The sequence below is a fragment of the Streptomyces sp. NPDC101191 genome (assembly GCF_044767915.1).
Classification (GTDB): Bacteria; Actinomycetota; Actinomycetes; order Streptomycetales; family Streptomycetaceae; genus Streptomyces.
This window is the reverse complement of sequence record NZ_JBIWOU010000002.1, coordinates 1,199,437-1,211,711: the sequence shown is the minus strand read 5'-3', so window position 1 is coordinate 1,211,711 and position 12,275 is coordinate 1,199,437. Positions and strand designations below refer to the sequence as shown.

The 12,275-nt window shown below is 73.3% G+C and carries 9 protein-coding genes and 1 pseudogene; 4 read left to right on the top strand and 6 right to left on the bottom strand.

Going from position 1 to position 12,275, the window contains the following annotated elements:
* Positions 1-297 precede the first annotated feature (297 nt).
* Together ACIRQF_RS12270 and ACIRQF_RS12265 are read right to left on the bottom strand one after the other, a co-directional pair.
* Complete coding sequence (locus ACIRQF_RS12270; RefSeq protein WP_404091418.1) at positions 298-1,071, bottom strand: putative protein N(5)-glutamine methyltransferase; 774 nt, start codon at positions 1,069-1,071, stop codon at positions 298-300.
* Positions 1,064-1,546, bottom strand: a complete 483-nt coding sequence (locus tag ACIRQF_RS12265) for a glutathione peroxidase (RefSeq protein WP_376631673.1) — start codon at positions 1,544-1,546, stop codon at positions 1,064-1,066. Before ACIRQF_RS12265 ends, ACIRQF_RS12270 begins: the two co-directional genes overlap by 8 nt.
* Before the next feature lie 36 nt (positions 1,547-1,582).
* Here ACIRQF_RS12265 and ACIRQF_RS12260 point away from each other — a divergent pair, with 36 nt between their 5' ends.
* Positions 1,583-1,801, top strand: a complete 219-nt coding sequence (locus ACIRQF_RS12260) for a DUF6011 domain-containing protein (protein ID WP_376631672.1) — start codon at positions 1,583-1,585, stop codon at positions 1,799-1,801.
* A gap of 79 nt (positions 1,802-1,880) precedes the next feature.
* Here ACIRQF_RS12260 and ACIRQF_RS12255 read toward each other — a convergent pair whose 3' ends face one another.
* On the bottom strand, positions 1,881-2,744 hold the full coding sequence (locus tag ACIRQF_RS12255; protein ID WP_404091413.1) for an acyl-CoA thioesterase: 864 nt from the start codon (positions 2,742-2,744) through the stop codon (positions 1,881-1,883).
* Between the two features lie 27 nt (positions 2,745-2,771).
* Positions 2,772-5,345 (bottom strand): DEAD/DEAH box helicase, encoded by a 2,574-nt coding sequence (locus tag ACIRQF_RS12250; protein ID WP_404091410.1) that lies wholly within the window; start codon positions 5,343-5,345, stop codon positions 2,772-2,774.
* 95 nt (positions 5,346-5,440) lie between these two features.
* On the opposite strand from ACIRQF_RS12250, the gene ACIRQF_RS12245 reads away from it, so the two are divergent.
* A complete protein-coding gene (locus ACIRQF_RS12245; RefSeq protein ID WP_382479054.1) occupies positions 5,441-6,232 on the top strand; it encodes a metal-dependent hydrolase in 792 nt (263 codons plus the stop codon).
* Between the two features lie 95 nt (positions 6,233-6,327).
* Positions 6,328-6,462, top strand: coding sequence for a hypothetical protein (locus ACIRQF_RS12240; protein WP_404091407.1), 135 nt, complete (start codon positions 6,328-6,330; stop codon positions 6,460-6,462).
* Between the two features lie 112 nt (positions 6,463-6,574).
* Here ACIRQF_RS12240 and ACIRQF_RS12235 read toward each other — a convergent pair whose 3' ends face one another.
* Both ACIRQF_RS12235 and ACIRQF_RS12230 read right to left on the bottom strand, forming a co-directional pair.
* Positions 6,575-8,356: an ABC transporter ATP-binding protein gene (locus tag ACIRQF_RS12235; protein ID WP_404091404.1), complete on the bottom strand. Its 1,782-nt coding sequence runs from the start codon at positions 8,354-8,356 to the stop codon at positions 6,575-6,577.
* Between the two features lie 332 nt (positions 8,357-8,688).
* Positions 8,689-10,458 (bottom strand): annotated as a pseudogene (locus ACIRQF_RS12230) (ABC transporter transmembrane domain-containing protein); the annotation flags it as partial.
* A gap of 196 nt (positions 10,459-10,654) precedes the next feature.
* On the opposite strand from ACIRQF_RS12230, the gene ACIRQF_RS12225 reads away from it, so the two are divergent.
* Positions 10,655-12,256 (top strand): peptide-N4-asparagine amidase, encoded by a 1,602-nt coding sequence (locus ACIRQF_RS12225; protein WP_404091402.1) that lies wholly within the window; start codon positions 10,655-10,657, stop codon positions 12,254-12,256.
* The last annotated feature ends 19 nt before the right edge of the window (positions 12,257-12,275 follow it).

The following is a 12,275-nucleotide window of genomic DNA, read 5'->3' as shown; positions in this document are numbered from 1 at the left end:
GGGATCGAACCGTCGGACCGGGGAGACGCCGCCGGAGGGATGGCCGAAATCGTGGCGCACCGCCCACGGCCTCCCGCTGTCCTACGCCGACGCCTGCAGCGCCTCCGGGACGAAGCGGCACGAGGAGCGCCTGCTCGACCTCCTCGGCCGCGCCCTGACCAGCGCCGCCGAGCCCGACTCGCCGGTGGGGCGAGGGGGCGCGGAGGGGCGCCCGGGTCCGCACGGCGCATGGGCGCCAGGGTCCGTACGGCGCACGGGCGCCAGGGGTCCGTACGGCGCATGGGACCGGACGGACCCCTAGACCGCGCCGCGCGCCGCCACGATCACCGTCGCGTACAGCTCTTCGTCCTCCAGGACCCTGGCCGTCAGTCCGCGTTCGGTGACCGCGGCGACCGCCCGGGCGGTCTGGCGCTCGCTGGTCTCCACCAGGAGGTGCCCGCCCGGGGCCAGCCACTCCACGGCCCCGGCCGCGACCCGGCGCAGGACGTCCAGGCCGTCCGTGCCGCCGTCCAGGGCGACCAGCGGCTCGTGCTCGCGGGCCTCGGCCGGCAGCAGTGCCACGTCCGCGCTCGGGACGTAGGGGACGTTGGCTACCAGGACCTCGATCCGGCCCCGGAGTCCCGCCGGCAGCGGCGCGAAGAGGTCTCCCTCGTACACGCGGCCGCCGCGCGGCTCCACGTTGCGGCGGGCGCAGCGCACCGCCGCCGGCTCGATGTCGGAGGCGTACACCTCCACGCCCTCGACGGAAGCGAGCAGCACCGCGCCCGCGGCGCCGGAGCCGCAGCACAGATCCACGCAGACAGCCCCCGGCCGGGCCAGGGACACCGCCTGGGCGACCAGGAACTCCGTACGCCGACGCGGTACGAACACCCCGGCGTCGACCTCGATCCGCAACCCCCCGAACTCGGCCCAGCCCACGACGTGCTCGAGGGGCAGGCCCGCGGCCCGCCGCTCGACCATCGCGTCGAGCTCGGCCGGACCGGCCGCCGCCGCGTGCAGCAGCTCCGCCTCTTCCTCGGCGAAGACACAGCCCGCGGCCCGCAGCCGCTCCACCACCCCCGGGTCAGGCAAGCTGGGCCTCGATCGCGGCGACGACCTCCGGGGCCTCCGGCTCGGTGCGCGGACGGAAGCGGGTGACCGCGCCGTCCCGGCCGACCAGGAACTTCTCGAAGTTCCACTGCACGTCGCCGGCCTCGCCCTCGGCGTCCGCGACCTTGGTCAGCTCGGCGTACAGCGGGTGGCGCCCGTCGCCGTTGACGTCCGTCTTCTCCAGAAGCGGGAAGCTCACGCCGTACGTCGTCGAGCAGAAGGTCTCGATCTCCTCGGCGCTGCCCGGCTCCTGGCCCGCGAACTGGTTGCAGGGCACGCCGAGCACGGTGAGGCCGCGCTCCCCGTACTCCTTCTGCAGCCGCTCCAGACCGGCGTACTGCGGGGTGAGACCGCACTTCGAGGCCACGTTCACTACCAGGACCGCGCGGTCCCGGTAGTCGGCCAGCGAGAGGGGGTCGCCGCCCAGGGTCTTCAGCGGAATGTCGTACAGGCTCATGTACTGCTCCTCGTCGGAATGAGGTTTGATCTCAGCATGGGAGATGAACCGCTGGCAATCGACATCGATTCCGCACCGGGGGAGCGGACCGGACCGCACCCGGTGCGGTGCCGGCTGTGCGGCCGCCCGCTGACCGGCGCCTCGTCCCGTCGCACCGGCCTCGGCCCGTCCTGCGATGCCAAACTGCACCCGCCGGGCCCGGAGATCCGGACCCGGCGGCACGAGGTCGAGCAGGACACCCTGCCGGGCGTCTAGGAGTCCCGGCCCGGCGTCGAGGAATCCCGGCCCGGCGCACGGCACCCTGCCCGGCGTCCCCAGCGCCCTTCCCGGCGTCCTAGAGCTTCCGGAACAGTCCCTCCTGGACCACCGACACCAGCAGCCGCCCCTCCAGGTCGTAGATCCGGCCGCGCGCGAGGCCCCGGCCCCCCGTCGCGACCGGGGACTCCTGGTCGTAGAGGAACCACTCGTCGGCGCGGAAGGGGCGGTGGAACCACATCGCGTGGTCCAGGGACGCCATGTCGAAGCCGCGGGGGCCCCACAGCGGTTCGACCGGGATCCGGACCGCGTCGAGCAGCGTCATGTCCGAGGCGTAGGTGAGGGCGCAGGTGTGCACCAGGGGGTCGTCGCCCAGCGGGCCGACCGCGCGCATCCACACCGCGCTGCGCGGGTCCGCGTCCGTGACCTCCTCCTTCGTCCAGCGCAGGCGGTCCACGTAGCGGATGTCGAAGGGCATGCGCCGTGCCATCCGCTCCAGCGCCTCCGGAAGGTCCCCGAGGTGGTCGCGGACCTCGTCCGCGAGCTTCGGCAGGCTCTCCGGGTCCACCAGGTGCCGGGGCGGCAGCTGGTGCTCGAAGGCGCCCTCCTCGCGGAGGTGGAAGGAGGCCGTCAGATTGAAGATCGTCCGGCCGTCCTGCACCGCGGTGACCCTGCGGGTGGTGAACGAGCGCCCGTCGCGCACCCGCTCCACCTGGTAGACGATCGGTACCCCGGGCCGGCCCGGGCGCAGGAAGTACGCGTGCAGCGAGTGCACCGGGCGCTCGTCGTCCACGGTGCGGCCGGCCGCCACCAGCGCCTGACCGGCGACCTGTCCGCCGAAGACGCGCTGCAACGACTCCTGTGGGCTGCGGCCGCGGAAGATGTTCACCTCGATCCGCTCCAGATCGAGCAGATCCACGAGTCTCTCGGCGGGGTTCGTCACCGTGCTCCTCTCCAGGCGCCTGTGGCGCTACAGCTGTCCGACGGAGGTCACGCGGACGACCGCCCGGCCCTCCTCGTCGGAGGCCGCCAGGTCCACCTCCGCGCTGATGCCCCAGTCATGGTCGCCGTTCGGGTCGGCGAAGGTCTGCCGTACGCGCCAGACGCCGTGCGCCGGGTCCTCCTCGATGGACAGCAGCTTCGGTCCGCGCGCGTCCGGACCCGTCCCGAGGTCGTCGTACTCGTCCCAGTACGCGTCCATCGCCTCGCCCCACGCGTCCGCGTCCCAGCCGGACTCCGCGTCCATCCCGCCGAGCTCGTCCACGTTGTCCAGCGCCGCCAGCTCCACCCGGCGGAACATCGCGTTGCGCACCAGCACTCGGAAGGCGCGGGCGTTCGCGGTGACCGGCTTGACCTGGTCGGCCTTCTCCTGGGCCTCCTCCGCGGACTCCACCTCCGGATTGGCCAGCTGCTCCCACTCGTCGAGCAGCGAGGAGTCGACCTGCCGCACCATCTCGCCCAGCCAGGCGATCAGGTCCTCCAGGTCCTCCGTCTTCAGGTCGTCCGGGATGGTGTGGTCGAGCGTCTTGTAGGCGCTCGCGAGGTACCGCAGGACGATCCCCTCGGTACGCGCCAGCTCGTAGAAGGAGGTGAACTCGGTGAAGGTCAGGGCCCGTTCGTACATGTCGCGGATGACGGACTTCGGCGACACAGGGTGGTCGCCGACCCACGGGTGCGACGTGCGGTAGACGTTGTACGCGTGCCACAGCAGCTCTTCGAGCGGCTTCGGGTACGAGATCTCCTGGAGCCGCTCCATGCGCTCCTCGTACTCGACGCCGTCGGCCTTCATCGCGCCGACCGCCTCGCCGCGCGCCTTGTTCTGCTGGGCGTGCAGGATCTGCCGCGGGTCGTCGAGCGTCGACTCGACGACCGACACCATGTCGAGCGCGTACGACGGGGACTGCGGGTCGAGCAGGTCGAAGGCGGCGAGCGCGAACGTCGACAGGGGCTGGTTGAGCGCGAAGTCCTGCTGCAGGTCGACCGTCAGGCGGATCGTGCGGCCCTCGGCGTCCGGGGTGTCCAGCTGTTCCACGACCCCGCCGTCCAGCAGCGAACGGTAGATCGCGATGGCCCGGCGGATGTGCTTGAGCTGGTTCCGGCGCGGCTCGTGGTTGTCCTCCAGGAGCTTGCGCATCGCCTCGAAGGCGTTGCCGGGGCGGGCGATCACCGAGAGCAGCATGGTGTGGGTGACCCGGAAGCGGGAGGTCAGCGGCTCCGGCTCGGCGGCGATCAGCTTCTCGAAGCTGGTCTCGGTCCAGCCGACGAAGCCCTCCGGGGCCTTCTTCCGGACCACCTTGCGGCGCTTCTTCGGATCGTCGCCGGCCTTGGCGAGCGCCTTCTCGTTCTCGATGACGTGCTCGGGCGCCTGCGCCACCACAAGGCCCGCGGTGTCGAAGCCGGCCCGGCCGGCCCGGCCCGCGATCTGGTGGAACTCCCGCGCCCGCAGCGTGCGCACCCGGTTGCCGTCGTACTTCGTGAGCGCGGTGAAGAGCACCGTGCGGATCGGCACGTTGACGCCCACACCGAGGGTGTCCGTACCGCAGATGACCTTCAGCAGGCCGGCCTGCGCCAGCTTCTCCACCAGACGCCGGTACTTCGGCAGCATGCCCGCGTGGTGCACGCCGATGCCGTGCCGGACGTAGCGGGAGAGGTTCTTGCCGAACTTCGTGGTGAAGCGGAAGTTGCCGATCATCTCGGCGATGGCGTCCTTCTCCTCGCGCGAGCACATGTTGATGCTCATCAGCGACTGGGCGCGTTCCACCGCCTGCGCCTGCGTGAAGTGGACGATGTAGACGGGCGCCTGCTTCGTCTCCAGGAGCTCGGTCAGGGTGTCCGTGATCGGGGTGAGCCGGTACTCGTACGACAGCGGGACCGGCCGGGTCGCCGAGCGGACCACCGAGGTCGGGCGCCCGGTCCGCCGGGTCAGGTCCTGCTCGAACATCGAGACGTCGCCGAGCGTGGCCGACATGAGGACGAACTGTGCCTGCGGCAGCTCAAGGAGCGGGATCTGCCAGGCCCAGCCGCGGTCCTGCTCCGCGTAGAAGTGGAACTCGTCCATCACGACCTGGCCGATGTCGGCGTTACGGCCGTCGCGCAGCGCGATCGAGGCGAGCACCTCGGCCGTGCAGCAGATGACCGGAGCGTCCGCGTTCACGGACGCGTCGCCGGTGAGCATGCCGACGTTCTCGGTGCCGAAGATCTTGCACAGGTCGAAGAACTTCTCCGACACCAGCGCCTTGATCGGCGCCGTGTAGAACGTGACCTGGTCATTGGCCAGCGCCGTGAAGTGCGCACCCGCCGCGACCAGCGACTTTCCCGAGCCGGTCGGGGTCGACAGGATGACGTTCGCCCCCGAGACCACCTCGATCAGCGCCTCCTCCTGGGCCGGGTAGAGCGTGATGCCCCGGTCCTCCGCCCATGAGGAGAAGGCCTCGAAGAGGGCGTCGGGGTCGGCGGTCGGCGGCAGCTGATCGATAAGGGTCACGTCCCCATCTTGCCTGGATTCCGCACGGATGAGGGAACCGGCCATCGGATCGAAGATCACGGAGGATAGGCTGGCCCGTCGACCGGTCGCGCGACCGGTCGGCCGACCGGGCGTCAACTGGGCGCCGGCGCAAGAGGAACGGGGCGGGAACGACCATGATGGGACCGGCGCACTCGCTGTCCGGAGCGGCGGCCTGGCTGGGCGTCGGAGCGGCCGCGGCAGCCTTCGACCACCCCATGCCGTGGCCGGTTCTGGTCGTTGGCGCGCTCATCTGCGCGGGCGCGGCGCTCGCCCCCGACCTGGACCACAAGTCGGCCACCATCTCGCGAGCCTTCGGACCGGTCTCGCGGGGCCTCTGCGAGATCGTCGACAAGCTGTCGTACGCCGTCTACAAGGCGACCCGCTCCTCGCAGGACCCGCGCCGCTCCGGCGGCCACCGCACCCTCACCCACACCTGGCTGTGGGCGGTCCTGATCGGCGCCGGCTGCTCCGTCGCCGCCGTGACCGGCGGCCGCTGGGCGGTCCTCGCGATCCTCTTCGTCCACCTGGTCCTCGCGGTCGAGGGCCTGCTGTGGCGCGCCGCCCGGATGTCCAGCGACGTCCTGGTGTGGCTGCTCGGCGCAACCAGCGCGTGGATCCTGGCGGGTGTCCTCGACCAGCCGGGCCAGGGTGCCGGCTGGCTCTTCACCGAGCCCGGCCAGGAGTACCTGTGGCTCGGACTGCCCATCGTCCTGGGCGCACTCGTCCACGACATCGGCGACGCCCTGACCGTCTCGGGCTGCCCGATCCTGTGGCCCATCCCGGTCGGCCGCAAGCGCTGGTACCCGGTCGGGCCGCCGAAGGGCCTGCGTTTCCGCGCGGGCAGCTGGGTCGAGCTGAAGGTCCTGATGCCGGCGTTCATGCTGCTCGGCGGGGTGGGCGGGGCCTCGGCGCTCGGGTTCCTGTAGCTGCCGGCCGGGGCTGGGGACGCGGGTTCCGGTAGCTGCCGGCGGGGCTTGGGACGCGGAGGACGGGGCTCGGGTCCACCGCCGTCCGCTGATCCATGACCCACGTCACACGCCTGGAGATCGGGGCCCCGCAGCTCTCCGACGCCTTGGCGGACACGGGGATACGGCTGCGACTGGGCCTTGTCACCGCCGTCGCCCCCGAGCACCGGGTCGTCGTCACCGAGTGGTGACCCGCCGCGCGCCGGACTCGCGTACCCCGGGCCGACCCGCGGCCCGCCCCGGCGCGCCGCGGCCCTCGGGTCGACGCCGAGCCCCGCGGCGGGCCGGGGCGGCCGGTGTCGCCTACCCGTGCCAGGACCGCCACAGCGCCGCGTACGCCCCGTCCGCCGCCACGAGCGCGTCGTGGCTGCCCAGTTCGCTGATGCGGCCGTCCTCGACCACCGCGATGAGGTCGGCGTCGTGGGCCGTGTGCAGCCGGTGGGCGATGGCGACGACCGTGCGGCCGTCCAGGACACGGGCCAGGGAGCGTTCCAGGTGCCGGGCCGCGCGCGGGTCGAGCAGCGAGGTCGCCTCGTCGAGGACCAGCGTGTGCGGGTCGGCCAGGACGAGCCGGGCCAGGGCCACCTGCTGCGCCTGCGCCGGGGTGAGCACGTGGCCGCCCGAGCCGACCTCGGTGTCCAGGCCTCCGTCGAGGGCGCGGGCCCAGCCCTCCGCGTCGACCGCCGCCAGGGCCGCCCACAGCTCGGCGTCCCCGGCGCCGGCCCGGGCGAGCAGCAGGTTGTCGCGGAGCGAGCCGACGAAGACATGGTGCTCCTGGTTGACCAGCGCCACGTGCTCGCGGACGCGCTCGGCGGGCATCCGCGCCAGCTCGGCCGAGCCGAGGGTGACCGTGCCGGTGCGCGGGGCGTAGATGCCCGCGAGCAGCCGGCCGAGGGTCGACTTCCCGGCGCCGGACGGGCCCACCAGGGCGAGCCGGGTGCCCGGGGCGACGTCCATCGACACGCGGTGCAGCACGTCGACGCCCTCCCGGTAGCCGAAGTGCACCTCGTCGGCGCGGACCGCCCGCCCCTCGGGCCGTACGGTGCCGTCCCCGGCCTCCGGCTCGATCTCCCGGACGCCCACCAGCCGGGCCAGCGACACCTGGGCGACCTGCAGTTCGTCGTACCAGCGCAGGATGATCCCGATCGGGTCGACGAGCATCTGGGCGAGCAGGGCGCCGGTGGTCAGCTGGCCCACGTCCATCCAGCCGCGGAACACGCACACCCCGCCCACCAGCAGGACCGCGGTGATCACGAGCGTGTGGGTGAGGGTGACGACCGGGAACAGCACCGAGCGCAGATACAGGGTGTACCGCTCCCAGGCGGTCCACTCGCGCACCCGCCGGTCCGACAGCTCGATCCGGCGCCGTCCGAGGCGGTGCGCCTCCACGGTGCGGCCCGCGTCCACGGTCTCCGCCAGGGACGCGGCCACCGCCGCGTACCCGGCGGCCTCCGAGCGGTAGGCGGCGGGGGCGCGCCGGAAGTACCAGCGGCAGCCGACGATCAGCAGGGGCGCGGCGCACAGGAGCGCCACCGCCAGCGGGGGCGCGGTCACCGCGACGCCGCCGATCAGCAGCCCGGCCCACACCACGCCGATGACGAGCTGCGGGACGGCCTCGCGCATCGCGTTGGCCAGCCGGTCGACGTCCGTCGTGATCCGGGACAGCAGGTCGCCGGTCCCGGCCCGCTCCAGGACGCCCGGCGGCAGCGCCACCGAGCGCACGAGGAAGTCCTCGCGCAGGTCGGCCAGCATCTCCTCGCCGAGCATCGCGCCGCGCAGCCGGACCATGCGGGTGAAGAGCGTCTGGATCAGCAGGGCGACGGCGAACAGGGCGGCCGTGCGCTCCAGGTGGAGCTCCCGGGCGCCGTCCGTGAGCGCGTCGACGACGGAGCCGAGCAGATACGGGCCCGCCATCGAGGCCGTCACGGCGATCGCGTTGACCGCGACGAGGGCCGCGAACGCGCCCCGGTGACGGCGCAGCAGGTCCCGGACGTACCGCCGGACCGTGCCGGCGCCGCCGACCGGCAGCGTCGTCGCCGACCGGGGGGCCGCCGGGTCGTACGACGGCGGCGTCACGGCGATCATGCGGTCTCTCCTTCCAGCTCGTCCTCGCGTTCCTCCAGCTCGCGCCACTCGGCGTCGAGGCCGGGTTTCGTGACGTCCGCCCCGCGAGCGCTCTTCTCGTCGGTCCGGCGCACGACCTCGCCCTCCGGCGCCGGGGCGACACCGGCCTCCCGCCCGGGGGCGACACCGGCCTCCCGCCCGGGGGCGGGGTCGGCCTCCGTCCCGGGGGTCGGTTCGGCCTCCGTCCCGCCGGTCGGTTCGTCCCCCGTTCCCCGGGTCGGTTCGTCCCCCGACCCGGGGGCGGGGTCGGCCTTCGTCCCCCGGGCCGGTTCGTCCTCCGTCCCGCGCGTGGGCTCGCTCTCCGCCCCGCGCGCGAGTTCGTCCTGCGTCTCGCGGGTGACGACGGCACGGTAGCGGGGCTCGCCTGCCAGCAGCTCGCGATGGGTGCCGACGGCGACCGCCTTGCCGCCGTCGACGAGGACGACCCGGTCGGCCAGGTCGAGCAGCAGCGGCGAGGAGGTGAGGACGACGGTCGTCCGGCCGGCCCGCAGGCGCCTGATCCCGGCCGCCACGCGTGCTTCGGTGTGCGAGTCGACCGCCGAGGTGGGCTCGTCCAGGACCAGCACCCCGGGGTCGGTGACCAGGGAGCGGGCGAGGGCGAGCCGCTGGCGCTGGCCGCCGGACAGCGACCGGCCGCGCTCGGTGATCCGGGTCCGCATCGGGTCGCCACCGGTGTCCACCGAGGCCTGCGCGAGGGCGTCGAGCACGTCCCCGCACCGGGCCGCCTCCAGTGCCTCGGCCGCCGCCACCTTCCCGGAGGCCGGCACGTCGAGCAGCTCCGCGAGGGTGCCGGAGAGCAGCACCGGGTCCTTGTCCTGGACGAGGACCGCGGCTCGTGCGGTGTCGAGCGCCAGCTCGTCGAGGGCCACGTCGCCCACGAGCACCGAGGAGTGGTCCTCACCGGGCTCCGGCGGGTGCCCGCCGAGCCGGTCGGCGAGCCGACCGGCCGCGTCCGGGTCGCCGCAGACCACCGCGGTGAAGCCGCCGGCGGGCGCGCGCACCCCGGTCACCGGGTCGTACAGGTCGCCGTCCGGCACCTCCCGGGGAGCCCCGGCCGCCGGACTCGTCGTACGGGACAGGGCGAGCACCCGGGCGGCGCGCCGGGCGGACGGGCGCGAGAAGGAGTACGCCATGGCGATCTCCTCGAACGTGCGCAACGGGTGATGGGTGAGCGCCACCGCGCCGTAGACCGTGACGAGTTCGCCGACCGAGACGCGTCCGTCGAGCGCGAGCCGGGCGCCGTAGACGATCACGCCGACGAGCAGCACGCCCGGCAGCAGCACCTGGACCGCCGCGATGAGGGCCCACATCCGGGCGCTGTGCACGGCCGCCCGGCGCACCTCCTGGGAGGCGGCCCGGTAGCGCCCGAGGAACAGCTCCTCGCCGCCGATGCCGCGCAGGACGCGCAGTCCGGCGACGGTGTCGGAGGCCAGTTCGGTGGCCCGGCCGGCCTTCTCGCGCTGGGCGTCGGCCCGGCGGGTGGCGCGGGGGAGCAGTGGCAGGGCGGCGAGGGCGAGGACGGGGGCGGCGAGTGCGACGACCAGGCCGAGTTCCGGCTGGTAGAGCACGAGCCCGACGCAGACCAGCACCAGCGCGACGGCGGCGGACGCGAAGCGGGAGGCCGCCTCGACGAACCAGCCGATCTTCTCCACGTCGGAGGTCGACACGGCCACGACCTCACCGGCCGCGACCCGCCGGGTCAGAACGGAACCGAGCTCGGCGGTCTTGCGCGCGAGCAGCTGCTGGACGCGTGCGGCCGCGGTGATCCAGTTGGTGACGGCCACCCGGTGGACCATCATGTCGCCGGCCGCGATGGCCAGACCGAAGGCGACGAGCAGCCCGATGCCGAGACCGAGCCGGCCCGCGTCGTGGTCCACGACCGCCTGTACGGCGACGCCGACGCCCAGCGGCAGCCCGGCGATGCCCAGTTGCAGCAGCAGGCCCCACAGCAGGCACTTCACCTGGCCGCCCAGCTGTGACCGGCCGAGCCAGAGCAGGAACCGGGGGCCCGAGCGTACGTCCGGGTCTCCCGGGTCGGCGAACGGAAGATCGCGAATCTGCATGCTGTCCCAGCGCTTTCGGCCGATGTCCCGGACCGGTCCGGTGATGTCTCGAACCGGTCCAGGCTCGCCCCGCCGGGCCGTCGTCGGCAATCGATTTTCCGGCGCACGGGATTTCCGGCAACCGGGAACAGATCCCGCCAAGCCGGGCCCAGGCCCTCTGGACCGCGTCAGCCGCCCCGCGCTTCACTCACGACCCATGAGACAACGGAAGATCATGAGCGTGATCGGCGGCCTCACCCTGGCCGCCGGACTGCTGCTCGCCGCCCCGGCGGCCCACGCGGACGAGGCCCCCACCCCGCCGGCCGAGTTCACCACCGACTGGCACGACCCGGTCACCGCAGCACCACCGGTCGCCACCCCCGGCACCCGCAGCTGCGAAGTGACCCTCGCTCAGGTCCAGTTCCGCGACTTCACCCCGTACAAGGGGAGTTACGCGCCTCCCAAGGAGTGCGGCACCCGCTGGAACAAGGTGGTCCTGCGCCTGGAGGGCAAGGTGAAGGGGCGTCAGTACGACCGCCTCGGCTACCTCACCGTCGGCGGCGTCGAGATCCTCCGCACCTCCACCCCCGAACCCTCGCCCGAAGGCATCGCCTGGTCGGTCGAGAAGGACGTCACCCGCTACCGCGACACGCTCAGCCGCCCGCAGTCCGTCGAGATGCTCATCGGCAACGTCGTCGACGAGACGTACACCGGGGTCCTCGACGTCCGCGTCACCCTCACCTTCCACACCGCCCAGGGCGCGGTGCGGCCCGCCGCCGGGACCCCCGACCGGGTCCTGCCGCTCGACGACGCGACCCTCACCACCCCGCGCAACACCGAGCGGATCCTCGCCGAGGTGTACGCCACCGGTTCGGGCGGTGGCTGCGAGGAGTTCTGGTACCTCACCGTCCCCGACGCCGCGCCCTACTCGTGCAAGGCCACCGACGGCCCGTACCGCGAGGTGCGGATATCCGTCGACGGACAGCTCGCGGGCATCGCCGCCCCCTTCCCGCACGTGTGGACCGGCGGCTGGTCGAACCCCTTCCTCTGGTACGTGACCCCCGCTCCGCGCGCCTTCGACGTCCAGCCGATCGTCTATGACCTCACCCCGTTCGCGGGTGTCCTCAACGACGGGCGCGCGCACCGCGTCGAGGTCTCCGTGGGCGGCGTCCCGGCCGGCCGGTCCGGATGGAGCGTCCCCGCCAACGTGCTCCTCTGGCAGGACGCGGGCCGTCAGGTCGTCACCGGCGCCGTCGACCGCCACGAGGCCGGGACCCCGCGCAACTCCACGGTCCACACGCCCGGTTCGCCCGACCGGCTCGACACCACGGGCGGGCACACGCTCACCGTCTCCGGCCACCTGAACACCTCGCACGGCCGGGTCGTCACCACCGTCACCCGCACCGTCGACCACCTCTCCAGCCACCGCTGGGGCGCCGACGAGAACCCGGACGCCCTCACCGCGTACTGGACCGACGACGAGACGGTGACCGCCGGCAGGACCGCGACCCGCACCCACCGCCGCTACACCATGGACGGCGAGATCACCGTGGACGCGGGCAACCGGCTGAGGACCGTCCTCACCGTCGGCGACCGCTCCTCCGTGGACGTCGTCCGCGACGGCCGGCGCCTGTCCTGGTCCCGCCTCGACGACACCTACACCGGCGACGCCTCCTTCACCCTCGGCGTGCCGCGCGAGCAGCGCCACGCGATCGGCACCAGCACCGAGCGCTATCGCGCGTACGGATCCGACGGCTGCTACGACCGTTCGCTGAAGACCGTCCAGGGCACCCTCGTCGAGGACCTGCGGCGCTGCTGACCCCGTGAACCGTGCGGTG